The 23656-nt window shown below is 60.6% G+C and carries 30 protein-coding genes; 19 read left to right on the top strand and 11 right to left on the bottom strand.

The window, feature by feature from the left end:
- Positions 1-32: 32 nt before the first annotated feature.
- The 4 genes from KGA97_RS04470 to pilG form a co-directional block, all read right to left on the bottom strand.
- Complete coding sequence (locus KGA97_RS04470) at positions 33-2090, bottom strand: methyl-accepting chemotaxis protein (RefSeq protein ID WP_008026203.1); 2058 nt, start codon at positions 2088-2090, stop codon at positions 33-35.
- Between the two features lie 145 nt (positions 2091-2235).
- Positions 2236-2769, bottom strand: a complete 534-nt coding sequence (locus tag KGA97_RS04465; protein WP_223480264.1) for a chemotaxis protein CheW — start codon at positions 2767-2769, stop codon at positions 2236-2238.
- A gap of 10 nt (positions 2770-2779) precedes the next feature.
- Positions 2780-3145, bottom strand: coding sequence for a twitching motility response regulator PilH (pilH, locus tag KGA97_RS04460; protein WP_007897961.1), 366 nt, complete (start codon positions 3143-3145; stop codon positions 2780-2782).
- A gap of 57 nt (positions 3146-3202) precedes the next feature.
- Positions 3203-3607: a twitching motility response regulator PilG gene (pilG, locus tag KGA97_RS04455; protein ID WP_008026200.1), complete on the bottom strand. Its 405-nt coding sequence runs from the start codon at positions 3605-3607 to the stop codon at positions 3203-3205.
- Between pilG and KGA97_RS04450 the strand changes: the two genes are divergently transcribed.
- From KGA97_RS04450 to KGA97_RS04415, 8 genes are all read left to right on the top strand, one after another.
- A complete protein-coding gene (locus KGA97_RS04450; protein ID WP_157214348.1) occupies positions 3596-3766 on the top strand; it encodes a hypothetical protein in 171 nt (56 codons plus the stop codon). The two genes, pilG and KGA97_RS04450, sit on opposite strands and share 12 nt — an antisense overlap.
- 202 nt (positions 3767-3968) lie before the next feature.
- Positions 3969-4922: a glutathione synthase gene (gene gshB, locus KGA97_RS04445; protein WP_008026199.1), complete on the top strand. Its 954-nt coding sequence runs from the start codon at positions 3969-3971 to the stop codon at positions 4920-4922.
- Positions 4923-4999: 77 nt separating this feature from the next.
- Positions 5000-5899 (top strand): energy transducer TonB, encoded by a 900-nt coding sequence (locus KGA97_RS04440; protein WP_223480263.1) that lies wholly within the window; start codon positions 5000-5002, stop codon positions 5897-5899.
- A 203-nt stretch (positions 5900-6102) separates the two neighbouring features.
- Positions 6103-6675 carry a YqgE/AlgH family protein gene (locus tag KGA97_RS04435; RefSeq protein WP_032832312.1) on the top strand — a complete coding sequence of 191 codons (573 nt, stop codon included), beginning with the start codon at positions 6103-6105 and terminating at the stop codon, positions 6673-6675.
- Positions 6675-7112 (top strand): Holliday junction resolvase RuvX, encoded by a 438-nt coding sequence (gene ruvX, locus KGA97_RS04430; RefSeq protein WP_007945492.1) that lies wholly within the window; start codon positions 6675-6677, stop codon positions 7110-7112. The genes KGA97_RS04435 and ruvX overlap by 1 nt, the downstream gene beginning before the upstream one ends.
- Positions 7113-7194: 82 nt before the next feature.
- Positions 7195-7698 (top strand): bifunctional pyr operon transcriptional regulator/uracil phosphoribosyltransferase PyrR, encoded by a 504-nt coding sequence (pyrR, locus tag KGA97_RS04425; protein WP_008026190.1) that lies wholly within the window; start codon positions 7195-7197, stop codon positions 7696-7698.
- Positions 7699-7725: 27 nt separating this feature from the next.
- Positions 7726-8730, top strand: coding sequence for an aspartate carbamoyltransferase catalytic subunit (locus KGA97_RS04420; RefSeq protein WP_008026189.1), 1005 nt, complete (start codon positions 7726-7728; stop codon positions 8728-8730).
- Positions 8727-9998 (top strand): dihydroorotase, encoded by a 1272-nt coding sequence (locus tag KGA97_RS04415; RefSeq protein WP_008026186.1) that lies wholly within the window; start codon positions 8727-8729, stop codon positions 9996-9998. The genes KGA97_RS04420 and KGA97_RS04415 overlap by 4 nt, the downstream gene beginning before the upstream one ends.
- Before the next feature lie 94 nt (positions 9999-10092).
- Here the strand turns inward: KGA97_RS04415 and KGA97_RS04410 are convergent, their stop codons facing one another.
- Positions 10093-10524: an NINE protein gene (locus tag KGA97_RS04410; RefSeq protein WP_223480262.1), complete on the bottom strand. Its 432-nt coding sequence runs from the start codon at positions 10522-10524 to the stop codon at positions 10093-10095.
- Positions 10525-10774: 250 nt separating this feature from the next.
- Here KGA97_RS04410 and KGA97_RS04405 point away from each other — a divergent pair, with 250 nt between their 5' ends.
- Positions 10775-11395, top strand: coding sequence for a C40 family peptidase (locus KGA97_RS04405; RefSeq protein WP_008036675.1), 621 nt, complete (start codon positions 10775-10777; stop codon positions 11393-11395).
- Between the two features lie 131 nt (positions 11396-11526).
- Here the strand turns inward: KGA97_RS04405 and KGA97_RS04400 are convergent, their stop codons facing one another.
- Positions 11527-12561 carry a type IV pilus twitching motility protein PilT gene (locus KGA97_RS04400; protein WP_223480261.1) on the bottom strand — a complete coding sequence of 345 codons (1035 nt, stop codon included), beginning with the start codon at positions 12559-12561 and terminating at the stop codon, positions 11527-11529.
- Between the two features lie 57 nt (positions 12562-12618).
- Between KGA97_RS04400 and KGA97_RS04395 the strand changes: the two genes are divergently transcribed.
- The 9 genes from KGA97_RS04395 to KGA97_RS04355 all read left to right on the top strand — a co-directional run bounded on the left by KGA97_RS04395 (position 12619) and on the right by KGA97_RS04355 (position 19352).
- Positions 12619-13305: a YggS family pyridoxal phosphate-dependent enzyme gene (locus KGA97_RS04395; RefSeq protein ID WP_008026178.1), complete on the top strand. Its 687-nt coding sequence runs from the start codon at positions 12619-12621 to the stop codon at positions 13303-13305.
- A 36-nt stretch (positions 13306-13341) separates the two neighbouring features.
- Positions 13342-14160 carry a pyrroline-5-carboxylate reductase gene (gene proC / locus KGA97_RS04390; RefSeq protein WP_223480260.1) on the top strand — a complete coding sequence of 273 codons (819 nt, stop codon included), beginning with the start codon at positions 13342-13344 and terminating at the stop codon, positions 14158-14160.
- A 24-nt stretch (positions 14161-14184) separates the two neighbouring features.
- On the top strand, positions 14185-14772 hold the full coding sequence (locus KGA97_RS04385; RefSeq protein WP_192227547.1) for a YggT family protein: 588 nt from the start codon (positions 14185-14187) through the stop codon (positions 14770-14772).
- Positions 14773-14982: 210 nt separating this feature from the next.
- The gene (gene metX / locus KGA97_RS04380; protein WP_008036684.1) at positions 14983-16122 is read left to right on the top strand and encodes a homoserine O-succinyltransferase MetX; all 1140 of its coding nucleotides are present in this window, start codon (positions 14983-14985) and stop codon (positions 16120-16122) included.
- A gap of 7 nt (positions 16123-16129) precedes the next feature.
- Entirely contained in the window at positions 16130-16750 is a 621-nt protein-coding gene (metW, locus tag KGA97_RS04375) for a methionine biosynthesis protein MetW (RefSeq protein ID WP_008026169.1), read from the top strand.
- 26 nt (positions 16751-16776) lie between these two features.
- Complete coding sequence (locus KGA97_RS04370) at positions 16777-17211, top strand: DUF4426 domain-containing protein (RefSeq protein WP_008036694.1); 435 nt, start codon at positions 16777-16779, stop codon at positions 17209-17211.
- Positions 17208-17804 carry an RdgB/HAM1 family non-canonical purine NTP pyrophosphatase gene (gene rdgB / locus KGA97_RS04365; protein WP_008036695.1) on the top strand — a complete coding sequence of 199 codons (597 nt, stop codon included), beginning with the start codon at positions 17208-17210 and terminating at the stop codon, positions 17802-17804. The genes KGA97_RS04370 and rdgB overlap by 4 nt, the downstream gene beginning before the upstream one ends.
- Positions 17801-19006: a radical SAM family heme chaperone HemW gene (gene hemW, locus KGA97_RS04360; RefSeq protein WP_223480259.1), complete on the top strand. Its 1206-nt coding sequence runs from the start codon at positions 17801-17803 to the stop codon at positions 19004-19006. The genes rdgB and hemW overlap by 4 nt, the downstream gene beginning before the upstream one ends.
- A 22-nt stretch (positions 19007-19028) precedes the next feature.
- The gene (locus tag KGA97_RS04355) at positions 19029-19352 is read left to right on the top strand and encodes a DUF3392 domain-containing protein (protein ID WP_008026163.1); all 324 of its coding nucleotides are present in this window, start codon (positions 19029-19031) and stop codon (positions 19350-19352) included.
- 121 nt (positions 19353-19473) lie between these two features.
- On the opposite strand, the gene trmB is transcribed toward KGA97_RS04355, so the two are convergent.
- The 4 genes from trmB to KGA97_RS04335 form a co-directional block, all read right to left on the bottom strand.
- Complete coding sequence (gene trmB, locus KGA97_RS04350) at positions 19474-20199, bottom strand: tRNA (guanosine(46)-N7)-methyltransferase TrmB (RefSeq protein ID WP_008026161.1); 726 nt, start codon at positions 20197-20199, stop codon at positions 19474-19476.
- A gap of 9 nt (positions 20200-20208) precedes the next feature.
- The gene (locus KGA97_RS04345) at positions 20209-21003 is read right to left on the bottom strand and encodes a thiazole synthase (protein WP_008036703.1); all 795 of its coding nucleotides are present in this window, start codon (positions 21001-21003) and stop codon (positions 20209-20211) included.
- A gap of 60 nt (positions 21004-21063) precedes the next feature.
- Positions 21064-21264: a sulfur carrier protein ThiS gene (gene thiS, locus KGA97_RS04340; RefSeq protein ID WP_008026157.1), complete on the bottom strand. Its 201-nt coding sequence runs from the start codon at positions 21262-21264 to the stop codon at positions 21064-21066.
- A 90-nt stretch (positions 21265-21354) separates the two neighbouring features.
- A complete protein-coding gene (locus KGA97_RS04335) occupies positions 21355-21726 on the bottom strand; it encodes a DUF423 domain-containing protein (protein WP_223434048.1) in 372 nt (123 codons plus the stop codon).
- 74 nt (positions 21727-21800) lie between these two features.
- Between KGA97_RS04335 and mtgA the strand changes: the two genes are divergently transcribed.
- Complete coding sequence (gene mtgA, locus KGA97_RS04330) at positions 21801-22523, top strand: monofunctional biosynthetic peptidoglycan transglycosylase (protein ID WP_008026152.1); 723 nt, start codon at positions 21801-21803, stop codon at positions 22521-22523.
- Positions 22524-22704: 181 nt separating this feature from the next.
- Here mtgA and rpoH read toward each other — a convergent pair whose 3' ends face one another.
- Positions 22705-23559, bottom strand: a complete 855-nt coding sequence (rpoH, locus tag KGA97_RS04325; RefSeq protein ID WP_223480258.1) for an RNA polymerase sigma factor RpoH — start codon at positions 23557-23559, stop codon at positions 22705-22707.
- Positions 23560-23656: the final 97 nt, after the last annotated feature.

The raw sequence follows: 23656 nt of genomic DNA, 5'->3' as shown, positions 1-23656 counted from the left end.
CTCCGTTCATCGTTCGAACGCCCTCGGGCGCCTCACACTTTATCCACAGTCTGCGCCTTGGCGGCCGGCAAGGTGAAACCGGACACCGAACGTCGCAGCTGGCTGGCCATTTTCGCCAGGTTGCCGATGCTCTCGGCCGTGGCGGTGGAACCGGACGAGGTCTGCGTGGTGATCTGCTGGATCACGTTCATCGTCAGGGAAATCTGCCCGGCCGAAGACGTCTGCTGTTGTGCCGCGTTGGAAATACTCTGGATCAACGCCGCGAGGGTTTTCGACACGCCTTCGATTTCTTCCAGAGCCACACCGGCATCCTGCGCCAGACGCGCGCCACGCACCACTTCGGTGGTGGTCTGCTCCATGGAAATCACCGCTTCGTTGGTGTCGGCCTGGATCGCCCGCACCAGGGTTTCGATCTGCCGCGTCGCGGCGGACGAGCGCTCGGCCAACCGTTGCACCTCGTCGGCCACCACCGCAAAACCGCGCCCGGCATCACCGGCCATGGAGGCCTGGATCGCGGCGTTGAGTGCAAGAATGTTGGTCTGGTCGGCAATGTCATCGATCAGGCTGACAATGTCGCCGATCTCTTGCGAAGACTCGCCCAGGCGCTTGATACGTTTGGCGGTGTCCTGGATCTGCTCGCGAATGTTGTCCATGCCGTGGATGGTGTTGTGCACCACCTCGTTGCCCTTGTTGGCGATTTCCACCGAGCGCTCGGCCACCGCCGAGGATTCGGCGGCGTTGGCCGACACCTGATCGATGGACTGCGCCATGTCGTTGATCGCGGTGGAGGCTTCGCTGATTTGTTGCGCCTGATGCTCCGAGGCCTGCGCCAGGTGCATGGCGGTGGCCTGGGTTTCCTGCACGGCGGCGGCGACCTGGCCGGCGGTGAGGTTGATCGTCGCCACCAGATCGCGCAGCTGGTCCACGGAATAGTTGATCGAATCGGCGATGGTCCCGGTGAAGTCTTCGGTCACCGAAGCGGTCACGGTCAGGTCGCCGTCAGCCAGGTCTTCGATTTCGTCGAGCAAGCGCATGATCGCGTTCTGGTTGCGCTCGTTCTTCTCGGCGGTTTCGCGCAACTGACGATTGGTCTCGCGCACCATCACCATCCCGATAAGGATGATCGACATCAGCGCCGCCAGACCCAGTACGTAGCCACCAATGGTGTCTGTATTGCGCCCGCTGGCGAGGTTTTCGAACCCGGAGGCCAGGTGCGAGGCTTCGTCGAGCAGGGTTTGCGACAGGCTGAATATGTTGGTCGCCGATTCGCGGACCTTGAACAGTTCCGGCGAGGTTTCGAGGATTTCATCCACCGAACCCGAGACGAATTCGAACAGCTCGGAAATCTCGATCAAGCGGGCACGGGCATCGTGGTCTTCGACCTGGCTGACTTTCAGTGCCGGATTGCCCTGGAGCATACCCGTGAGCACCAGGCCGAAACGCGCGGCGTCGCGGCCAAACGCGTCGGCGGCCTGTTGCGAATTTTCGTCGCCGGACAGCACGGTGTTTACCGCGCCGAGGATACGTTCGGCCAACAACGACTGACGCTGGGCCATCGCCACCTGAGCGGCGGGCGCGCCGCGTTGCAGGAGTATTTCGACGACTTTTTCGTACTCGACCTGCAACTGCGGCACGGTTTCAGCGAGGGTGGCGGCGACTTGATGCAGCGACAAAACCGTCTGTTCGCTGGATAGGATCGCGTCGGTGTTTTTCAGCACGCGCTCCCAATCCAGCTGCACGGCGCGCATTTCCGGGCGCACGGCGGACGGTGCCGGCGGCAGCCCGGTGGAAGGGTCGCCCTTCTTCAGATAACCCCAGCGCTGGGCGAAATCGTTGCGCGCATCGCTGAGCAACTTGAACGCCGCGGCCTTGCCGGCGGCGGCTTCAGTGGCGTTTTTGGCGATGCGCTGGGACAGCACGCGCAGCTCACCGGCGTGGCCGATGTACTGTTTATCGTACGAGGCCTGGGTGTTGAGGTAAGCGAAGTTGGCGAACAGCAGCATGATGAAGACAATCAGCGCGATGAACAGCGCGATGATCTGCGAGCGGCTGCGCGATCCTTCTGGCTTGCCTGTTTTAGCTTTTATCATCGGTCCTCGCCTGTACTACCCAATTCACCCAAGCCCCTGTAGGAGCGAGGCTTGCCCGCGAAGCAGGCGAAGCGGTCTTGCAGGAATACCGCGTTATCGTTCTTCGCGGGCAAGCCTCGCTCCTACAGGATCGGCGTTGCCGCGTTTACAGCGCTACGTGCATGAAGCTTTGCGACCGCACCAGCGCAAACGGGCTGAACACCTGCCAATTCTGCTCACGCTGAAACCGGCCCTTGATGAACGGTGCAATCGGGCCACTCAAGTTATCCACCGGCTCCAGGCTGTCCTGGGCAAAGTGCTGAAGGCCGAACACCTCATCGACCATCAACCCGGCAAACACCTCGTTATGCTCCACCACCAGCACCCGCCGCTGCTTGCGTACCGCCGATAATTCGTGCCCGAAGAAGGCACTCAAATCCATCATCGGCAGCAAACGCCTACGCAGGTTGGCCACGCCCTTGACCCAAGGCTTGACCCCCGGCAACTGGGTGAAGCGCGGTTCATGCAGGACTTCGCTGACTTCACCCATCGGCGCGACGTACCACGCCTCGCCCAAACGAAAACCGATGCCGCTCCAACTGTCCTGTCGGGTTGGCTGCGACGGCAGATCCGCCGCCAGCAGACGACAGCGCTGGTCGATCTGCAGCAGCAGTTCGAAGGCGGTCAACGACTCGGTCATGGTCGGGTGATCAACCGGCCAGCACGTTGTTCAGGGTTTTGATCAGGGTGTCTTCGTCGACCGGTTTGGTCAGGTAATCCTTGGCGCCCTGGCGCGTGCCCCAGACCTTGTCGGTTTCCTGATCCTTGGTGGTGATGATGATCACCGGGATGTGCCCGGTTTCCGGGTCTTTGGTCAACTGACGGGTCGCCTGGAAACCGTTGAGGCCGGGCATGACGATGTCCATCAGCACGGCGTCGGGTTTTTCCTGACGGGCCAGGGCCACGCCGTCGGCGCCGTTTTCGGCTTTCAACACTTCATGACCGTGCTTTTCCAGCATGCCGGTCAGTTTGTACATTTCGGTCGGCGAATCATCGACGATCAGAATACGTGCCATGGTTTTCCCCATTCTTGTCGACGCCGGGCCCGCTGGCCGAGCGTCACTGTGCGTGTCCTACTGCGGCAAAACGGCGGCGAAGCCCGGTACATGGGCCTGGATCGCGTTAAGCAGTTCTTCCTTGCTGAAAGGCTTGGTCAAAAACTGGTCGGAGCCGACGATGCGCCCCTTGGCCTTGTCGAACAACCCGTCCTTGGACGACAGCATGATCACTGGCGTGGACTTGAACGCACTGTTGTTCTTGATTAAAGCGCAGGTCTGATAGCCATCCAGACGCGGCATCATGATGTCGACAAAGATGATGCCGGGATGATGATCGGCAATCTTCGCCAGCGCATCGAAACCATCGATGGCCGTAATGACTTCACAACCCACATTCTTCAACAGCGTTTCGGCGGTGCGACGAATCGTCTTCGAATCGTCGATCACCATGACCTTCAAGGCGCTGGAATGCTGGCCCATAAATGCTCTACCGTCGCCTTTGCGAATCAAATTGTCCGTTTTCCGGTTACCGGCGGCTTGAAACCCTTGATACTCAAGGGCCAGCACGACATGGCAGCCTTTTTAGCACAGTCTCCAAATGCAATCTATCGGGCGTCCTTTGAAGTGGTTTTTCCTTGACCGGGAACACACTCAGCGCCACTCTGACGCCACTTTTATACGGTCCTTTGGATTGATCTTTTGTGGGAGCGAGCCTGCTCGCGATGGTCGTCAACGATGACGCGTGCCAGCAGGATAAGCGCGGTGTCCTGAAGTCCATCGCGAGCAGGCTCGCTCCTACAGGGGACTTACACAGGCCTCCCCCACTTCAGAGGAAAAACCCATGAGCGTTCGCGTCGGGATTGTCATGGATCCCATTGCCAGCATCTCCTATAAAAAGGATAGCTCGCTGGCCATGCTGCTGGCCGCACAGAAGCGCGGCTGGGAACTGTTCTATATGGAACAGCGCGACTTGTATCAAGGCGAAGGTGAAGCCCGGGCGCGGATGCGGCCGCTGAAAGTTTTTGCCAACCCGGAAAAATGGTTCGAGCTGGAAGACGAGACCGACGCGCTGCTGAGCGATCTGGACGTGATCCTGATGCGCAAGGATCCGCCGTTCGACATGGAGTTCGTCTACTCCACTTATCTGCTCGAGCAAGCCGAGCGCGCGGGCGTGCTGGTGGTCAACAAGCCGCAGAGCCTGCGTGACTGCAATGAAAAACTGTTCGCCACATTGTTCCCGCAGTGCACGCCGCCGACCGTGGTCAGCCGCCGCGCCGACGTGCTGCGTGAGTTCGCGGCCAAACATGGCGATGTGATCCTCAAGCCGCTGGACGGCATGGGCGGCACCTCGATTTTCCGTCACCGCGCAGGTGACCCGAACCTGTCGGTGATCCTGGAAACCCTGACCGCGCTGGGCACCCAGCAGATCATGGGCCAGGCGTACCTGCCGGCGATCAAGGACGGCGACAAACGCATCCTGATGATCGACGGCGAGCCGGTGGATTATTGCCTGGCGCGGATTCCGGCGGCCGGCGAAACCCGCGGCAACCTCGCCGCCGGTGGTCGTGGCGAAGCCCGTCCGCTGAGCGACAAGGATCGCTGGATCGCCGCCCAGGTCGGCCCGACCCTGCGCGAGAAAGGCCTGCTGTTCGTGGGTCTCGACGTGATCGGCGAGCACCTGACGGAAATCAACGTCACCAGCCCGACCTGCATTCGCGAGATTGATAACGCGTTCGGCACCGACATCGGCGGCCTGTTGATGGATGCCATCGATCAGAAGCTCAAGGCCCGTTGATATAGAACACCCAAGATGAAACCAACATTGCGCTATCATGCGCGGCCTCTGAAAAACGCGATGTTGGTTTTCTTGTCATGACACTTCCGTCCGATCTGCCCGCTGAACTCGCCCATCGTGGCGTGCGCCCGGCTGATCGCCTCGGATTTACCCTGTTTCTAGCGGCGTTGATTCACCTGGCCTTGCTGTTGGGCGTCGGCTTTACGATGGTCGAACCCAAACAAATCAGCAAAACCCTGGAAATCACCCTCGCCACCTTCAAGAGCGAAAAGAAACCGGCGAAGGCCGACTTCCTCGCGCAGGAAAATCAGGAAGGCAGCGGCACCCTGGATAAAAAGGCGATTCCCAAGACCACCGAGGTCGCGCCGTTCCAGGACAACAAGGTGCAAAAAGTCACGCCACCGCCGGCCGCCAAGCCTGAAGTCCAGGAAGCAGCGCCCAAGGCTGCCGTGACCACCGTCGCACCGAAGCCGAAGAAAGCTGCGGCCAAGACCGAAGAGCCCAAACCTCCCACCAAACCCGCCATCGCCGCGCCGACGTTCGACAGTGAACAGCTGTCCAGCGACATCGCCAGCCTCGAAGCGGAACTGGCCAACGAACAGCAGCTGTACGCCAAGCGCCCGCGTATCCACCGCCTGAGCGCGGCCTCGACCATGCGCGACAAAGGCGCCTGGTATAAGGATGAGTGGCGCAAAAAGGTCGAGCGCATCGGTAACCTCAATTATCCGGATGAAGCGCGGCGTAAACAGATTTACGGCAATTTGCGCTTGATGGTCTCGATCAACCGCGACGGCTCGCTTTTTGAAGTATTGGTACTGGAGTCGTCCGGGCAACCGCTGCTGGATCAGGCAGCGCAGCGAATTGTGCGGCTGGCTGCGCCGTTTTCGCCGTTTACCGGGGATTTGTCGGACATCGACCGACTGGAAATCATCCGCACCTGGAAATTTGCACGCGGGGATCGCCTCTCCAGCAACTGACCGAAGGATTGCGGTTGTTTTGACCGACGCCTTCGCGGGCAAGCCTCGCTCCTACAGGTTTGCGGAACATGCAAAACCTGTAGGAGCGAGGCTTGCCCGCGAAGAGGCCCTCAAGCAAACAGACATCAAAAAGACACCCACGCAGGCATTTCCTGTGCATCCCCAGCTTGTCAGTTCGCCCCTCCAACGCCACACTAGCGCTCATGAAGAACGTCAGCCCAAGCTACCTCAAGCATCACTTCCTGATCGCCATGCCTCACATGGCCGACCCGAACTTTGCCCACACCTTGACCTACATCGTCGAGCACACGGCCAATGGTGCGATGGGGCTGGTGGTCAACCGTCCGCAAGACCTGAATCTGGCCGATATCCTCGAGCAATTGCGCCCCAATATCGAGCCGCCGCTGCTCTGCCAGCATGTGCCGATCTTCATCGGCGGCCCAGTGCAGACTGATCGCGGTTTTGTCCTGCACCCCTCGGGCAAGCAATTTCAGGCGACCGTTGATCTGGAAGGCGACCTCTCGTTGTCCACCTCCCAGGACGTATTGTTCGCCATCGCCGATGGCGTCGGCCCGGCAAAAAGCCTGATCGCCCTCGGTTACGCAGGCTGGGAAGCCGGACAACTTGAGGCCGAACTGGCGCAGAACGCCTGGCTGACCTGCCCGTTCGATGCCGACATCCTGTTCAACACCAGCAGCGAACTGCGCCTCGAAGCAGCGGCCAAGCACTTGGGCGTCAACCTCAGCCTGCTCACCAGCCAGGCGGGACACGCCTGATGGCCCTGCGGCTGATTCTGGGTTTCGACTACGGCACCAAACAGATCGGCGTGGCGGTCGGCCAGGTGATTACCGGCCAGGCCCGCGAGCTGTGCACCTTGAAGGCACAAAACGGCGTGCCCGACTGGAATCAGGTCGAAGCGCTGATCAAAGAGTGGAAACCCGATGCCGTGGTGGTCGGCCTGCCGCTCAATATGGACGGCACGCCCAGCGACATGTGCCTGCGCGCCGAGAAGTTCGCCCGCCGCCTCAACGGCCGCTACAACCTGCCCTTCTATACCCACGATGAACGCCTGACCACGTTTGAAGCCAAGGGCGAACGACGTGATCGCGGCGGGCAAAAGGGCAGTTACCGCGACAACCCGGTCGATGCCATCGCCGCCGCCCTGCTGCTGCAAGGCTGGCTCGATGAAAACAGCGCACTGTTCGAATCCTGAAGAGCCGTAACAAGCGACTCTCTATAGCGACAACCCGAGCCACCGCCAGCAGCACCCGGCCCGGGCCCAAGAAGGAGCAACCATGAGCCTGCCCAATCCCGCCGAACTGATCAGCCAGATGGCGATCCGTCTCAAGGCACATCTGGAACACCGTGGCATCAGCGAACCGCGCTACATCGGTATTCGTACCGGCGGCGTCTGGGTTGCCCAGGCGTTGCTCGAAGAACTGGGCAGCGACGCGCCGCTCGGCACACTGGACGTGTCTTTCTACCGTGACGATTTCAGCCAGAACGGCCTGCACCCGCAGGTGCGCCCTTCGGCGCTGCCGTTCGAGATCGAAGGCCAGGACCTGGTGCTGATCGACGACGTACTCATGAGCGGTCGCACCATCCGCGCCGCGATGAACGAACTCTTCGACTACGGCCGCCCGGCCAGCGTGACGCTGGTGTGCCTGCTGGACCTGGACGCCGGCGAGCTGCCGATCCGCCCGAACGTGGTCGGCGCGACGTTATCGCTGGCCGCCCACGAGCGCGTGAAGCTGTCCGGTCCGGAACTCAAGCTCGAACTGCAAGACCTCGCCCTTTAATTCGCCCTATTGAGAGTCCCCCTCGCGATGACGCCTCTAGAAACCAAGCGCCCGCTGCAGCTCAATGATCAGGGCCAGCTGCGCCACTTCCTCTCGCTCGACGGCTTGCGCCGCGAGCTGCTGACGGAAATCCTCGACACCGCCGACTCGTTCCTCGAAGTTGGCGCCCGGGCAGTGAAGAAAGTCCCGTTGCTGCGCGGCAAGACCGTGTGCAACGTGTTCTTCGAGAACTCCACCCGCACCCGCACCACCTTCGAACTGGCGGCCCAGCGCTTGTCGGCGGACGTGATCACCCTCAACGTCTCGACATCGTCGGCGAGCAAGGGTGAAACCCTGCTCGACACCCTGCGCAACCTGGAAGCCATGGCCGCCGACATGTTCGTCGTGCGCCACGGTGATTCCGGCGCCGCGCACTTCATCGCCGAACACGTGTGCCCGCAAGTGGCGATCATCAACGGCGGCGACGGCCGTCACGCGCACCCGACCCAAGGCATGCTCGACATGCTGACGATCCGTCGGCACAAAGGCAGCTTCGAAAACCTGTCCGTGGCCATCGTCGGCGACATCCTGCACTCGCGGGTGGCGCGCTCGAACATGCTGGCGCTGAAAACCCTCGGCTGCCCGGACATCCGCGTGATCGCGCCGAAAACCCTGCTGCCGATCGGCATCGAGCAATACGGCGTGAAGGTCTACACCGACATGACCGAAGGCCTGAAAGACGTCGACGTGGTGATCATGTTGCGCCTGCAACGCGAACGCATGACCGGCGGCCTGCTGCCGAGCGAGGGCGAGTTCTATCGCCTGTTCGGCCTGACCACCGCGCGCCTGGCCGGGGCCAAACCGGACTGCATCGTCATGCACCCGGGGCCAATCAACCGGGGCGTTGAGATTGAGTCGGCGGTGGCCGACGGTCCGCATTCGGTGATTCTCAACCAGGTAACCTACGGCATCGCGATTCGTATGGCCGTGCTGTCCATGGCCATGAGCGGGCAGACTGCCCAGCGCCAATTCGAGCAGGAGAACGTTCAGTGAAGCTCAGCATTCTCGGCGCCCGCGTGATCGATCCAGTCAGCGGGCTGGATCAAGTGACTGATATCCACATCGAAGCCTGCAAGATCGTCGCCCTTGGCGCCGCACCCGCCGGTTTTGTTGCCGTCGATACCATCGACGCCCAAGGCCTGGTGGCCGCACCGGGGCTGGTTGACCTGAACGTCGCCCTGCGCGAGCCGGGCTACAGCCGTAAAGGCTCGATCGTCAGCGAAACCCGCGCCGCCGCTGCCGGTGGCGTGACCAGCCTGTGCTGCCCGCCGAAGACCAAACCGGTGCTGGACACCTCGGCCGTGGCCGAACTGATCCTCGACCGCGCCCGCGAGGCCGGCAACACCAAGGTGTTCCCGATTGGCGCCCTGAGCAAAGGCCTGGACGGCGAGCAACTGGCCGAGCTCGTGGCGTTGCGCGATGCCGGTTGCGTAGCCTTCGGCAACGGTCTGGAAAGCTTCCGCAACACCCGCACCCTGTGCCGGGCGCTGGAGTACGCGGCGACTTTTGACCTGACGGTGATTTTCAACTCCCAGGACCATGATCTGGCCGAAGGTGGCTTGGCGCATGAAGGCCCGACCGCCAGTTTCCTCGGCTTGCCGGGTATCCCGGAAACCGCAGAAACCGTGGCGCTGGCCCGTGATCTGTTGCTGGTCGAGCAAAGTGGCGTGCGCGCGCACTTCAGCCAGCTGACCAGCGCTCGCGGCGTGGCCCTGATTGCTCAGGCCCAGGCGCGCGGATTGCCGGTGACGGCGGATGTCGCCCTGTACCAGCTGATCCTGACCGATGAAGCGCTGATCGACTTCAGCAGCCTCTATCACGTCCAGCCGCCGCTGCGCACCCGCGCCGACCGTGATGGCTTGCGTGAGGCGGTGAAGTCCGGGGTGGTTTCGGCGATTTCCAGTCATCACCAGCCCCATGAACGGGACGCCAAACTGGCGCCGTTCGGTGCGACTGAGCCGGGGATCAGCAGCGTTGAGCTGTTGCTGCCGCTGGCGATGACGCTGGTGGAAGACGGGTTGCTCGACCTGCCGACGTTGCTGGCACGCCTGAGTGCCGGGCCTGCGCAAGCCTTGCGCTTGCCGGCGGGGAAACTGGCGGTGGGTGGTGCGGCGGATATTGTGCTGTTCGATCCGGCGGCTTCGACCGTGGCCGGTGAAACCTGGTTGTCCAAGGGTGAGAACTGCCCGTTCATTGGGCATAGCTTGCCGGGCGTGGTGCGTTACACGCTGGTGGATGGGCGGATTAGCCACCAGGCTTAAGACCGCGTTGTCCCAATCGCTAGCAGGGCTAGCTCCCACACAGGATCTGTGAATTACACAAATCCCCTGTGGGAGCTAGCCTGCTAGCGATGACTTACTGGAAAGTGCCGCGATTCTGCGCGTTACGCACGGAAACCTGATCATTCAGCGTCCAGAAGTCATACAAAACCCCCAGAAAGAACAACCCGCCCGTCACCAGGTACAGCAACCCGCTGATCCACTTCCCCTGATACATCCGGTGCACGCCGAACACGCCCAGAAACGTCAGCAGAATCCACGCAACGTTGTATTCGATAGGCCCGGAGGTGAAACGCAGGTCCGCTTCACGATCCATGGCCGGGATCAGGAACACGTCGATCAGCCAGCCGATACCCAGTAAACCCAGGGTGAAAAACCAGATCGTCCCGGTCACCGGTTTGCCGTAATAAAAGCGGTGAGCACCGGTAAAACCGAAAATCCACAGCAGGTAACCGATCACTTTGCTGTGGGTATCTTGATGTGGAACGGGGTGTCGATAGGTGTTCATGAATGGCCTCGAATCACACGATAGATAAATATTCTTGAATTCTTTGTGACTTTTTTACAGGTGGCCGACGCATGGCAAATGCTACCGTGTCTCCCGTCAAACCCTTATAGCACCTGACTTCTGTCCGACAATTGCGTCTATTTGCCGCGTATTGGGCTCCGTTGACCGCCAGGTTGAATCGACCAACGGCCTCGGAATGACAAAAAAAGCTGTTATAAAGTTTCGCGCTAACCAACACGAGCCTTGCCTAATGCGTCCATTTTTCAAGACATGGCTAACCATTTGCCTTTTGATGCCACTGGCCGCCCACGCCACCAATCGTGAGCAACGTCTTCCTAACGTTAATGGTTACACCCCAAAATCCCATGTTTCTGCTCCTTCGAGCAAAAACAAACAAACTGCCAAGCAACCGACTTCGCTGAGCAAAGCCAACAGCAAGCTTGTCCCGCCGATGGCGACCAAGGAAAGCAGTAATGTGCTGAGCCGTGCCGTCAACGTCCTCGGTACACCTTACCGTTGGGGCGGCAGTAGCCCAAGTAAAGGGTTCGATTGCAGCGGCTTGGTGAAATACGCGTTCAACGACGCCACATTTGACCTGCCGCGCACCTCGAACGCCATGGCCAGCGGTCATGGCGAGAAAGTCGAACGCGGCGACCTGAAGCCGGGTGACCTGATTTTCTTCAACATCAAGAGCCGCCGGGTCAATCACGTTGCCATCTACCTGGGCAACGACCGCTTCATCCACGCACCACGCCGTGGCAAGTCGGTGACCATCGACACCTTGAAGAAACCGTACTGGGAAAGCCACTACGTGGTTGCCAAGCGGGTTCTGCCTAAAGAGAAGAACACGCTGCAGGTTGTTCAGCGTTGATTTGAAAATCCCGGGCCCAACCCGGGATTTTGCTTTGAACCTGATGCCCCCATCGCGAGCAGGCTCGCTCCCACATGTGAATGCGATCACCTGTGGGAGCGAGCCTGCTCGCGATGGCGTTTCCGGACTGGTCAAAAATTATCCGGCGACCGCGCCTTATCCCGCGCATGCTCGCGGCTGATCAAGCCCTTGGTCACCAACTCCTTCAAGCACATATCCAGCGTCTGCATCCCCAGATTCCCACCGGTCTGAATCGACGAGTACATCTGCGCCACCTTGTCCTCGCGGATCAGGTTACGAATCGCCGACGTTCCCAGCATGATTTCGTGCGCCGCGATCCGTCCGCCGCCAATTTTCTTCACCAGCGTCTGCGACACCACCGCCAGCAGCGACTCGGACAGCATCGAACGCACCATTGCCTTCTCATCCCCCGGAAACACGTCCACCACCCGGTCGATGGTTTTTGCCGCCGACGAGGTGTGCAACGTGCCGAACACCAGATGGCCAGTCTCGGCAGCCGTCAGCGCCAGGCGAATAGTCTCCAGATCACGCATCTCGCCCACCAGAATCACGTCCGGGTCTTCCCGCAACGCCGAGCGCAAGGCTGTGGCGAAGCTACGGGTATCGCGATGGACTTCGCGCTGATTGATCAGGCATTTGCGTGATTCGTGGACGAATTCGATCGGGTCTTCAATGGTCAGGATGTGGTGATGACGGTGGTTGTTCAGGTAGTCGATCATCGCCGCCAGGGTGGTGGACTTGCCGGAACCGGTCGGGCCGGTGACCAGCACCAGGCCACGGGGGGAGTCGGTAATCTTGCGAAACACTTCCCCCATCCCGAGGTCCTCCATGCTCAGGACCTTCGACGGAATGGTCCGGAACACCGCGCCGGCGCCACGGCTCTGGTTGAACGCATTGACCCGGAAACGCGCAACGCCGGGCACCTCAAAGGAAAAGTCGGTTTCCAGGTGTTTCTCGAAATCCACCCGCTGGGTGTCGTTCATGATGTCGTAGACCAGCTCCTGAACTTCCTTGTGATCCAGGGCTGGCAGATTGATGCGCCGCACATCGCCGTCGACGCGAATCATCGGTGGCAGGCCTGCCGACAGGTGCAAGTCGGACGCTCCTTGTTTGGCGCTGAACGCCAGCAGTTCAGTGATATCCATAGCACTCCTCAATTCCAGTAGAATGCCGCCAACCTCAGACCCGCTGGCGCCTCTTGAATGTCCACGATAGCAGACAACATAGCCCTGGTTAGTTCACGCATCCGGGCTGCAGCCCTCGCCGCCCACCGTGACGAACACAGCGTTCAGCTCCTGGCCGTGAGCAAGACCAAGCCCGCCGAGGCCCTGCGCGAAGCGCATGCCGCCGGCCTGCGCGACTTTGGCGAGAACTACCTGCAGGAAGCCCTGGGCAAACAGCTCGAATTGGCCGACCTGCCCTTGATCTGGCACTTCATCGGCCCCATTCAATCGAACAAGACTCGCGCTATCGCCGAGCACTTCGCTTGGGTGCATTCCGTGGATCGCTTGAAAATCGCACAACGCCTGTCCGAACAACGTCCTGCCGATCTGCCGCCACTGAACATCTGCATCCAGGTCAATGTCAGCGGTGAGGCCAGCAAATCCGGCTGCACCCCGGCCGACCTGCCGGCCCTGGCCAACGCCATCAGCGAACTGCCGCGCATCAAGCTGCGCGGGCTGATGGCGATTCCCGAGCCGACGGAAGATCGCGCCGCCCAGGACGCCGCTTTTGCTGCCGTGCAAAGCCTGCAAGCCAGCCTGAACCTGCCGCTCGACACACTTTCCATGGGCATGAGCCACGACCTTGAGTCGGCCATCGCCCAAGGCGCCACTTGGGTCCGCATCGGTACGGCCCTGTTTGGCGCCCGCGACTACGGTCAGCCTTGAACCCATGGCCGACTCTTCTATTTATAAGGACCTGACATGAGCAAAACTCGTATTGCCTTTATCGGTGCCGGCAACATGGCTGCCAGCCTGATCGGCGGCCTGCGCGCCAAAGGTCTGGACGCCGCGCAGATCCGCGCCAGCGATCCGGGCGCAGAAACCCGTGCCAAAGTGAACGCCGAACACGGCATCGAAGTATTCGCTGACAACGCCGAGGCCATTCAAGGCGCCGACGTGGTCGTTCTGGCGGTCAAACCGCAAGCGATGAAAGCCGTGTGCGAAGCGATTCGCCCGAGCTTGAAACCGGATCAACTGGTGGTGTCCATCGCCGCCGGCATCACCTGCGCCAGCATGAACAACTGGCTCGGCGCGCAACCGATCGTGCGCTGCATGCCCAATACCCCGGCGCTGCTGCGTCAGGGTGTGAGTGGTTTGTTCGCCACCGCCGAAGTCACCGCAGAACAGCGCCAACAGGCGCAAGAACTGCTGTCGGCCGTGGGCATCGCCTTGTGGCTGGATGAAGAGCAGCAACTGGACGCCGTCACCGCCGTCTCCGGCTCGGGCCCGGCGTACTTCTTCCTGTTGATCGAAGCCATGACCGCCGCCGGCGTGAAGCTCGGCCTGCCGGCGGACATCGCTGCCCAACTGACCCTGCAAACTGCCTTGGGCGCCGCACAAATGGCGGTTGCCAGCGATGTCGACGCGGCTGAACTGCGTCGCCGTGTGACATCGCCGGCGGGCACCACAGAAGCTGCAATCAAATCGTTCCAGGCTGGCGGCTTCGAAGCGCTGGTAGAAAAAGCACTCGGCGCCGCTGCGCACCGCTCGGCCGAGATGGCTGAGCAGCTCGGTCGCTAATCAGCCCTTACAAAGGAATAAATGATGCTAGGACTCAACGACGCTGCCATTTTCATCATCAAGACCCTGGGCAGCCTGTACCTGCTGATTGTGCTGTTGCGCTTCATCCTGCAACTGGTCCGGGCGAACTTCTACAACCCGCTCTGCCAGTTCATCGTCAAGGCTACCCAGCCGCTGCTCAAGCCGCTGCGCCGGGTCATCCCGAGCATGTTCGGGCTGGACATGTCCTCGCTGGTGCTGGCGCTGATCGTGCAGATGCTGCTGATCGCGGTCATCGTGTCGCTCAAAGGCTTCATGGTCGATTGGGTGCTGCTGGTGCCGTGGGCGCTGATTGCGCTGTTCTCGCTGTTTTTGAATATTATTTTCTGGGCGATGATCATCAGCGTGATTCTGTCCTGGGTCGCGCCGGGTAGCCACAATCCGGGCGCCGAACTGGTCGCGCAGATTACTGAACCGGTACTGGCCCCGTTCCGCCGGATCATTCCGAACCTGGGCGGCCTCGATATCTCGCCGATCTTCGCGTTTATCGTGATCCAGTTGCTGCAAAGCTGGCTGATTCCGCGGCTGGCGTACTTTGCCCTGATGCCGCAGGGTTTGCTCGGGCTGATCTGATACCGCGTCATCGTTCTTCGCGGGCAAGCCTCGCTCCTACAGATTTAGAGTCGATCGCGATATTGGCGAACGACACATTACCTGTAGGAGCGAGGCTTGCCCGCGAATGTAGCGCCTCGGTTCAACTGAATGAAATCAGGCCCGGCCTTTGCTTGCCGCTAACCCCACCGGTCTTTAGACTTACGCCTCATTTCAACGAGAGCAGGGTCGATGCCAACTGCCTTTCCCGCCGATTCTGTTGGTCTGGTGACGCCGCAAGTGGCGCACTTCAGTGAACCCCTGGCCCTGGCCTGTGGCCGTTCGCTCCCAGCGTATGACCTGATTTACGAAACCTACGGCACGCTGAACGCCACGGCGAGCAACGCCGTGCTGATCTGTCACGCCTTGTCCGGGCACCATCACGCCGCCGGCTTCCACAGCCCCGACGACCGCAAACCCGGTTGGTGGGACAGCTGCATCGGCCCCGGCAAGCCGATCGACACCAACAAGTTCTTCGTGGTCAGCCTGAACAACCTCGGCGGTTGCAACGGCTCCACGGGCCCGAGCAGCGTCAACCCGGAAACCGGAAAGCCGTTCGGCGCCGATTTCCCGGTGCTGACCGTGGAAGACTGGGTGCACAGCCAGGCGCGCCTGGCCGACCGGATCGGCATCAGCCAATGGGCCGCCGTGATTGGTGGCAGCCTCGGCGGCATGCAGGCGATGCAATGGAGCATCACCTACCCCGATCGCATTCGTCACTGCCTGGCCATTGCCTCGGCACCGAAGCTGTCGGCACAGAACATCGCCTTCAACGAAGTCGCACGCCAGGCAATCCTCACCGACCCCGAATTCCACGGTGGTTCGTTCCAGGAAGCGGGCGTGATCCCCAAGCGCGGCTTGATGCTGGCGCGGATGGTCGGGCACATCACTTATCTGTCCGATGACTCGATGGGCGAAAAATTCGGCCGCGGCCTGAAGAGCGAAAAGCTCAACTACGACTTCCACAGCGTCGAGTTCCAGGTTGAAAGCTACCTGCGTTATCAGGGCGAAGAGTTCTCCGGGCGTTTCGATGCCAACACCTACCTGCTGATGACCAAGGCGCTGGACTACTTCGACCCGGCGGCAAACTTCGACGATGACCTGGCGAAAACCTTCGCCGGCGCTTCGGCCAAGTTCTGCGTGATGTCCTTCACCACCGACTGGCGCTTCTCCCCGGCCCGCTCGCGGGAACTGGTGGACGCGCTGATGGCGGCCAAGAAAGACGTCTGCTACCTCGAGATCGACGCTCCGCAAGGCCACGACGCCTTCCTGATTCCGATCCCGCGCTATCTGCAGGCATTCGGCAATTACATGAACCGCATTACGTTGTGAGAAAGCCATGAGAGCTGATCTGGAAATCATCCAGGAATGGATCCCCGCCGGCAGCCGCGTGCTCGACCTCGGTTGCGGTGACGGCGAGCTGCTGACGTGGCTGCGCGACAACAAGCAAGTCACCGGCTACGGCCTGGAAAACGACCCGGACAACATCGCCGAGTGCGTGGCCAAGGGCATCAACGTGATCGAGCAGGACCTGGACAAGGGCCTGGGCAACTTTGCCAGCAACAGTTTCGACGTCGTGGTCATGACCCAGGCGCTGCAAGCCGTGCACTACCCGGACAAGATCCTCGACGAAATGCTGCGGGTCGGTCGCCAATGCATCATCACCTTCCCCAACTTCGGTCACTGGCGCTGCCGCTGGTACCTGGCGAGCAAGGGCCGGATGCCGGTGTCCGAGTTTCTGCCGTACACCTGGTACAACACGCCGAACATCCACTTTTGCACTTTCGAAGACTTTGAAGCACTTTGCCGCGAACGTGAAGCCAAGGTCATTGATCGGCTTGCCGTGGATCAACAGCATCGGCACGGGTGGGCCAGTAAGCTATGGCCTAATCTGTTAGGTGAGATCGGTATTTACCGCGTCAGCAGTCCAGGACTGCAGGATCACAAGGTCGCGGTCTGAACCACCCTATTTCAAGGAGAACGATCATGGGTCGTCTAGCGTTATTTCTACTTACTGCCTGCCTGAGCGTTACCGCCATGGCCGCCGACGTCATCAAGGGCGAGCGCAAGGAAACCTTCGGTGACGTGACGGTGCATTACAACACCTTCAACTCCACATTCCTGACACCGGACATTGCCAAGTCCGCCGAACTGATCCGCAGCAAGAACCAGGGCGTGATCAACATTTCGGTTATCAAGGAAGGCAAGCCACTGATGGCCCAGGTGAGCGGCTCGGTCAAAGACCTGACCAGCCAGACCGTGCCACTGAAATTCAAACAGATCACCGAACAAGGCGCGATCTACTACATTGCGCAATACCCTGTGGAGCAGCAGGAAGTCCGCACCTTCGATATCAAAGTGCAGACCGGCGACAAAACCAACACCATCAGTTTCCAACAAGAGCTTTTCCCCGGCCAATGATGAATTTCACGCAACTCGTACTGGCCAGCCACAACGCCGGCAAACTCAAGGAACTCCAGGCCATGCTCGGCGACTCGGTGCACCTGCGCTCGATCGGCGAGTTCAGCAGCGTCGAGCCTGAAGAAACCGGTCTGTCGTTCGTCGAGAACGCCATTCTCAAGGCCCGCAATGCCGCGCGCATTTCCGGCCTGCCGGCGCTGGCCGACGATTCCGGGCTGGCGGTGGATTTCCTTGGCGGCGCGCCGGGGATCTACTCGGCTCGTTACGCTGACGGCAAAGGCGATGCGGCGAACAACGCCAAACTGCTCGATGCCTTGAAAGACGTGCCGCAAGCCGAGCGTGGCGCGCAGTTCGTCTGCGTGCTGGCGCTGGTGCGTCACGCTGATGATCCGCTGCCGATCCTCTGCGAAGGGCTGTGGCATGGGCGCATCCTGACCCAAGCCAGTGGCGAGCACGGTTTCGGTTACGATCCGCTGTTCTGGGTGCCCGAGCGCGATTGCTCCAGCGCCGAGCTGAGCCCGAGCGACAAGAACCTCATCAGCCACCGCGCCCGTGCAATGGATCTGCTGCGCCAGCGTCTGGGCTTGAAATGACCCGTGAATCATCCGCGTCACCGCTGATCTACGGCGGCGGCGCACAATCGCCTCGGGCCGCGCTTCCCGTGCTGCCGCCCCTGGCGCTGTACATCCACATCCCGTGGTGTGTGCGCAAATGCCCTTATTGCGACTTCAACTCCCACACCGCAAGCCCCGTGCTGCCGGAAGAAGAGTACGTCGACGCCTTGCTGGCGGACCTCGATCAGGATTTGCACGCGGTTTACGGCCGCGAGTTGAGCTCGATCTTCTTTGGTGGTGGCACGCCGAGCCTGTTCAGCGCCGAAGCCTTGGGCCGTTTGCTCAAAGGCGTCGAGCAACGGATTCCGTTTGCCAGCGACATTGAAATCACCCTGGAGGCCAATCCGGGCACGTTCGAGCAAGAGAAGTTCGTCGCCTACCGCGCGCTGGGCATCAATCGGCTATCGATCGGCATCCAGAGCTTTCAGGAAGAGAAACTCAAGGCTCTGGGGCGGATTCACAACGGCGATGAAGCGGTGCGTGCCGCCGGCATGGCGCGCCAGGCCGGGTTCGATAACTTCAACCTGGACTTGATGCACGGTTTGCCCGATCAGTCGCTGGACGACGCCTTGAGCGATCTGCGCCAGGCCATCGCCCTGAAGCCGACCCACTTGTCCTGGTATCAGCTGACGCTGGAGCCGAACACGGTGTTCTGGAACCAGCCGCCTCTGCTGCCGGAAGACGACACGCTGTGGGACATTCAAGAGGCCGGCCAGGCGCTGCTCGCCGAGCACGGTTACGCACAATACGAAGTCTCGGCGTATGCCCTGCCCGGTCGTCCGGCGCGGCATAACCTCAATTACTGGAGCTTCGGCGACTTCATCGGCATCGGTGCCGGCGCCCACGGCAAGCTCAGTCATCCGGACGGGCGTATCGTACGCACCTGGAAGACGCGCCTGCCGAAGGATTACCTGAACCCGGCGAAAAGCTTCAAGGCTGGCGAGAAAGCGCTGACCAACGATGAACTGCCGTTCGATTTCCTGATGAACGCTTTGCGCCTGACTGATGGCGTGGAATCGCGGCTGTATCCAGAGCGCACCGGGCTGAGCCTGGAAAGCCTCGCCGAAGGCCGCCGCGAAGCCGAACAAAGCGGCCTGTTGCAGGTCGAACCGTCACGCCTGGCGGCCACCGAGCGCGGGCAATTGTTCCTCAATGACTTGCTGCAAACATTTCTGAGCTGATTTCAGCCGTAAGGGAAAACGAATGGATTTGATACTCGACCTGCTCGCCACCGTCTCCCGCTGGAGCCGCAGCAACCTGTCGGAAATCTCTCTGGCGCTGGTGGGCTGTTTGCTGGTGCTGTTCGGCGCGGACATCAAAGCCTGGATCGATCAACGCCTGGGTAGCATCGCCGGCGCTTTGCGCGTCCCGTTGCTCGCGCTGGTGTGCATGATCGGCAGCGGTGCCGCGCTGATCTACGCCACACCGTGGATCGTTCGTGGTTTGAGCCAGTTCAACAACTACAGCCTGGCGCCGGTGTTGTTGGTGGTGTTGGTGCTGATTGGCGTCGTCGCCGACCGCCGCTGATTTCCGAACACAAAAAAACCTGTAGGAGCAAGGCTTGCTGGCGATGGTGTGTCAGTCAACATTGATATGTCTGACACTCCATCGCCAGCAAGCCGGCTCCTACAGGTTTATAGCGTAGGGCTTAGGACTGCTTTTCGAACTTCAGGTCCCACACGCCATGCCCAAGACGTTCGCCACGGCGTTCGAACTTGGTGATCGGGCGCTCGGCCGGGCGTGGCACGCACTTGCCGTCTTCGGCCAGGTTGCGATAACCCGGCGCAACGTTCATCACTTCCAGCATGTATTCAGCGTACGGTTCCCAGTCGGTGGCCATGTGCAGAATACCGCCGACCTTCAACTTACTGCGCACCAGTTCAGCGAACGACGCCTGAACGATACGACGCTTGTGGTGGCGGCTCTTGTGCCATGGGTCCGGGAAAAACAGCATCAGGCGATCGAGGCTGTTGTCGGCCACGCAACGGTTGAGCACTTCGATCGCGTCGCAATCGTAGACCCGCAGGTTGGTCAGGCCCTGAGTCAGCACGCCATTGAGCAGCGCGCCCACACCCGGACGGTGCACTTCCACGCCAATGAAATCCTGTTCCGGCGAAGCGGCGGCCATTTCCAGCAGCGAATGGCCCATGCCGAAACCGATTTCCAGCGAACGCGGTGCCGAGCGACCGAACACCTGGTCGAAGTCCACCGGCGCGTCGGCCAATGGCAGCACAAACAGCGGCGTGCCCTGCTCCAGACCTTTTTGCTGGCCTTCGGTCATGCGCCCGGCGCGCATCACGAAACTCTTGATGCGGCGGTGTTGGCGCTCGTCGCCTTCTTCCGTCTGGATTGGCGTGTCGTTTGATTCAGTCATCAATGGCTCTTACTTGATCAGACCATCCAGCGGCGAAGAGGCGCTGGCATAGAGTTTTTTCGGCATGCGGCCGGCGAGGTAGGCCAGGCGGCCTGCAACGATGGCGTGTTTCATGGCTTCAGCCATCATGATCGGCTGCTGGGCATGGGCGATGGCCGAGTTCATCAGCACCGCCTCGCAACCCAGCTCCATGGCGATGGTGGCGTCGGAAGCGGTACCGACACCGGCATCCACCAGCACGGGAATCTTGGCCTCTTCGAGGATGATCTGCAGGTTGTACGGGTTGCAGATCCCCAGGCCCGTGCCGATCAGACCGGCCAGCGGCATGACCGCAATGCAGCCGATTTCCGCCAGTTGACGGGCGATGATCGGGTCATCGCTGGTGTAGACCATCACGTCGAAGCCTTCCTTGACCAGCACTTCGGCGGCCTTGAGGGTTTCGATCACGTTGGGGAACAGGGTTTTCTGGTCCGCCAGCACTTCCAGCTTCACCAGATTGTGACCACCGAGCAGCTCACGGGCCAGGCGGCAAGTGCGCACAGCCTCGGTAGCGTCGAAGCAACCGGCGGTGTTAGGCAGGAAGGTGTAGCGATCCGGCGACAGGACTTCGAGCAGGTTCGGTTCGCCCGGGGTCTGGCCGAGGTTGGTGCGGCGCACGGCGAAGGTGACGATCTCGGCACCCGAGGCCTCGATGGCCAGTCGGGTTTCTTCCATGTCACGGTACTTGCCGGTGCCTACCAGCAAACGCGACTGGTAAGTACGACCGGCCAGGACGAAGGGCTTGTCGCTACGAACGATGCTCATGGGAAATCCTCTGTAGGGGTGAGGTTCTTGCAGAATTCTGTGCCCTTGCGGGCCGGGCGACTAGCCGCCGCCGATGGCGTGTACCACTTCGACTGAATCGCCGTCGTTCAATGTGGTGTCCGCATGCTGGCTGCGCGGGACGATATCCAGATTGAGTTCGACCGCTACCCGGCGTCCGGTCAGTTCCAGACGGGTCAGCAGGGCCGCAACGGTTTCACCGTCGGGCAGTTCAAGGGATTCGCCGTTCAACTGAATGCGCATGCCGGATGCCGCCATCATTTTTAGGGGCTGGCATTCTAGCCCGATCAGTCTTGGCGACCCAAGCCATTCGTCATGAAATGGACCACCCGGTCAGCTCAACCGCCAGGCGGCAAGGCCCAGACAGAGCCAACCGATCAGGAATGCCAGGCCGCCGAAGGGCGTGATGATTCCGAGCTTGCTGATACCGGTCAGGGTCAACAGGTACAAACTGCCGGAAAACAGCAGGATGCCAATGGCGAAAGAGGCGCCGGCCCACGTGATCAAACGACCCTGAATCTGCGTGGCAAGCAGTGCGACACCCAGCAATGCCAAGGTGTGCACCAATTGGTAGGTGACGCCAGTGTGGAAAATCGTCAGGTATTCAGGCGTCAGGCGGCTTTTCAAGCCGTGGGCGGCGAATGCGCCAAGGGCAACGCCGGTGAAGCCGAAGAAAGCGGCCAGCATCAGAAAGCCACGCAGCATGAAGAACTCCAGTCAGACTCGATCAACAGGGTCTGTATAATGGCCCGCTCAATGGGTTCGGCCAAGCCATCTCTATGCTGCGTTTATTTTTACGACGATTTACAAAGGCCGTGCTCTGGTTCGCGGGCGGCAGCGTATTGCTGGTGCTGATTTTCCGCGTGGTGCCGCCACCGGGCACGACGCTGATGGTCGAGCGCAAGATCGAATCCTGGTTCGACGGCGAGCCCATCGACCTGCAACGCACCTGGAAACCCTGGGATGAAATCTCCGACGACCTTAAAGTCGCGGTGATTGCCGGTGAGGATCAGAAATTCCCGGAGCACTGGGGTTTTGACCTCGGCGCGATCCGCGCAGCCCTGGCGCACAACGAGCTGGGGGGTTCGGTTCGCGGCGCCAGCACCTTGAGCCAGCAAGTGTCGAAAAACCTGTTTTTATGGTCCGGCCGTAGCTGGCTGCGCAAAGGTCTGGAAGCCTGGTTTACCGGGCTGATCGAAGTGTTCTGGCCCAAGCAGCGGATTCTTGAGGTGTACCTGAACAGCGTCGAGTGGGATGACGGGGTGTTTGGCGCGGAAGCGGCGGCTCGCCATCACTTTGGTGTAAGCGCCAAGTCGCTGTCCCGGCAGCAGGCCAGTTATCTGGCGGCTGTATTGCCTAACCCACGGGTGTGGAGCGCGAGTCACCCGACGAATTACGTCGCACGTCGCGCCGGGTGGATTCGGCAGCAGATGAGCCAGCTGGGTGGCGACAGTTATCTGCTGGGGCTCAACGATTCACGCCGGGCGCCTTGGGCCCAGTGATTGACGCTATCCCTGTAGGAGCGAGGCTTGCCCGCGAAGGCGGTGTGTCAGTCGATGATGATAGTGACTGGTACGGCCCCTTCGCGGGCAAGCCTCGCTCCTACAGGGGGTTATGCGTACTCGATACAAACAAAAACGCCCCGATCAATGATCGGGGCGTTTTTTATTGCCTTCACGCAGCTTAGGCGGCGATCGACAGCTTGAGCTTGTTCATCGCGCTCTTCTCGAGCTGACGAATACGCTCGGCCGACACGTTGTACTTCTGCGCCAGGTCGTGCAGCGTGGCTTTCTCTTCAGCCAACCAGCGCTGATAAAGGATGTCACGGCTGCGGTCGTCCAGCACTTCCAGCGCTTCGTGCAGGTTGTGATTGGAGCTGTCGCTCCAGTCGGCGTCTTCCAGTTGACGGGCCGGGTCGTACCGGTGGTCTTCCAGATAGTTGGCCGGCGACTGGAAAGCGCTGTCGTCGTCCGCTTCTGCGGCCGGGTCGAAGGCCATGTCATGGCCGGTCAGTCGACTTTCCATCTCGCGCACTTCCCGCGGCTCTACGCCGAGGCTTTCCGCCACACGATGGACTTCCTCGTTGTTCAGCCACGCCAGACGTTTCTTCTGGCTGCGCAGGTTGAAGAACAGCTTGCGCTGGGCCTTGGTGGTCGCGACTTTCACAATGCGCCAGTTGCGCAGGATGAACTCGTGAATTTCCGCCTTGATCCAGTGCACAGCGAACGAAACCAGACGCACACCCATTTCCGGGTTGAAGCGCTTCACGGCCTTCATCAGACCGACGTTACCTTCCTGGATCAGGTCAGCCTGAGCCAGACCGTAGCCGGAATAGCTACGGGCGATATGTACGACAAAACGCAGGTGGGCGAGCACCATCTGCCGAGCCGCCCCCAAATCCTGCTCATAGTAGAGACTCTCGGCCAGTTCACGCTCCTGCTCCGGCGTCAGCAATGGAATGCTGTTCACGGTGTGCACGTAGGCCTCCAGGTTCGCACCCGGGACCAGAGCATATGCAGGTTGCAAAGAATTGGTCATACGAAAAAACCTCCGTCTTACAAACTCGTGCAGTTCAGCACTGCGAAAATTGACCGGAAACCAAAAGACAAGTTCCCATAAACGCTGAAAGGTCAAT

The organism is Pseudomonas sp. BF-B-15, from assembly GCF_019946675.1.
Lineage (GTDB): Bacteria > Pseudomonadota > Gammaproteobacteria > Pseudomonadales > Pseudomonadaceae > Aquipseudomonas > Aquipseudomonas migulae.
This window is presented reverse-complemented; position numbering and strand designations above follow the sequence as displayed.

What these genes read in the sequence shown, in the direction of transcription:
- KGA97_RS04470 (WP_008026203.1), bottom strand. Translation starts at nt 2,090, where the DNA reads ATGATAAAAGCTAAAACAGGCAAGCCAGAAGGATCGCGCAGCCGCTCG.
- KGA97_RS04465 (WP_223480264.1), bottom strand. Translation starts at nt 2,769, where the DNA reads ATGACCGAGTCGTTGACCGCCTTCGAACTGCTGCTGCAGATCGACCAG.
- pilH (WP_007897961.1), bottom strand. Translation starts at nt 3,145, where the DNA reads ATGGCACGTATTCTGATCGTCGATGATTCGCCGACCGAAATGTACAAA.
- KGA97_RS04450 (WP_157214348.1), top strand. Translation starts at nt 3,596, where the DNA reads ATGCTGGCCCATAAATGCTCTACCGTCGCCTTTGCGAATCAAATTGTC.
- pilG (WP_008026200.1), bottom strand. Translation starts at nt 3,607, where the DNA reads ATGGGCCAGCATTCCAGCGCCTTGAAGGTCATGGTGATCGACGATTCG.
- gshB (WP_008026199.1), top strand. Translation starts at nt 3,969, where the DNA reads ATGAGCGTTCGCGTCGGGATTGTCATGGATCCCATTGCCAGCATCTCC.
- KGA97_RS04440 (WP_223480263.1), top strand. Translation starts at nt 5,000, where the DNA reads ATGACACTTCCGTCCGATCTGCCCGCTGAACTCGCCCATCGTGGCGTG.
- KGA97_RS04435 (WP_032832312.1), top strand. Translation starts at nt 6,103, where the DNA reads ATGAAGAACGTCAGCCCAAGCTACCTCAAGCATCACTTCCTGATCGCC.
- ruvX (WP_007945492.1), top strand. Translation starts at nt 6,675, where the DNA reads ATGGCCCTGCGGCTGATTCTGGGTTTCGACTACGGCACCAAACAGATC.
- pyrR (WP_008026190.1), top strand. Translation starts at nt 7,195, where the DNA reads ATGAGCCTGCCCAATCCCGCCGAACTGATCAGCCAGATGGCGATCCGT.
- KGA97_RS04420 (WP_008026189.1), top strand. Translation starts at nt 7,726, where the DNA reads ATGACGCCTCTAGAAACCAAGCGCCCGCTGCAGCTCAATGATCAGGGC.
- KGA97_RS04410 (WP_223480262.1), bottom strand. Translation starts at nt 10,524, where the DNA reads ATGAACACCTATCGACACCCCGTTCCACATCAAGATACCCACAGCAAA.
- KGA97_RS04405 (WP_008036675.1), top strand. Translation starts at nt 10,775, where the DNA reads ATGCGTCCATTTTTCAAGACATGGCTAACCATTTGCCTTTTGATGCCA.
- KGA97_RS04400 (WP_223480261.1), bottom strand. Translation starts at nt 12,561, where the DNA reads ATGGATATCACTGAACTGCTGGCGTTCAGCGCCAAACAAGGAGCGTCC.
- KGA97_RS04395 (WP_008026178.1), top strand. Translation starts at nt 12,619, where the DNA reads ATGTCCACGATAGCAGACAACATAGCCCTGGTTAGTTCACGCATCCGG.
- proC (WP_223480260.1), top strand. Translation starts at nt 13,342, where the DNA reads ATGAGCAAAACTCGTATTGCCTTTATCGGTGCCGGCAACATGGCTGCC.
- KGA97_RS04385 (WP_192227547.1), top strand. Translation starts at nt 14,185, where the DNA reads ATGCTAGGACTCAACGACGCTGCCATTTTCATCATCAAGACCCTGGGC.
- metX (WP_008036684.1), top strand. Translation starts at nt 14,983, where the DNA reads ATGCCAACTGCCTTTCCCGCCGATTCTGTTGGTCTGGTGACGCCGCAA.
- metW (WP_008026169.1), top strand. Translation starts at nt 16,130, where the DNA reads ATGAGAGCTGATCTGGAAATCATCCAGGAATGGATCCCCGCCGGCAGC.
- KGA97_RS04370 (WP_008036694.1), top strand. Translation starts at nt 16,777, where the DNA reads ATGGGTCGTCTAGCGTTATTTCTACTTACTGCCTGCCTGAGCGTTACC.
- rdgB (WP_008036695.1), top strand. Translation starts at nt 17,208, where the DNA reads ATGATGAATTTCACGCAACTCGTACTGGCCAGCCACAACGCCGGCAAA.
- hemW (WP_223480259.1), top strand. Translation starts at nt 17,801, where the DNA reads ATGACCCGTGAATCATCCGCGTCACCGCTGATCTACGGCGGCGGCGCA.
- KGA97_RS04355 (WP_008026163.1), top strand. Translation starts at nt 19,029, where the DNA reads ATGGATTTGATACTCGACCTGCTCGCCACCGTCTCCCGCTGGAGCCGC.
- trmB (WP_008026161.1), bottom strand. Translation starts at nt 20,199, where the DNA reads ATGACTGAATCAAACGACACGCCAATCCAGACGGAAGAAGGCGACGAG.
- KGA97_RS04345 (WP_008036703.1), bottom strand. Translation starts at nt 21,003, where the DNA reads ATGAGCATCGTTCGTAGCGACAAGCCCTTCGTCCTGGCCGGTCGTACT.
- thiS (WP_008026157.1), bottom strand. Translation starts at nt 21,264, where the DNA reads ATGCGCATTCAGTTGAACGGCGAATCCCTTGAACTGCCCGACGGTGAA.
- KGA97_RS04335 (WP_223434048.1), bottom strand. Translation starts at nt 21,726, where the DNA reads ATGCTGCGTGGCTTTCTGATGCTGGCCGCTTTCTTCGGCTTCACCGGC.
- mtgA (WP_008026152.1), top strand. Translation starts at nt 21,801, where the DNA reads ATGCTGCGTTTATTTTTACGACGATTTACAAAGGCCGTGCTCTGGTTC.
- rpoH (WP_223480258.1), bottom strand. Translation starts at nt 23,559, where the DNA reads ATGACCAATTCTTTGCAACCTGCATATGCTCTGGTCCCGGGTGCGAAC.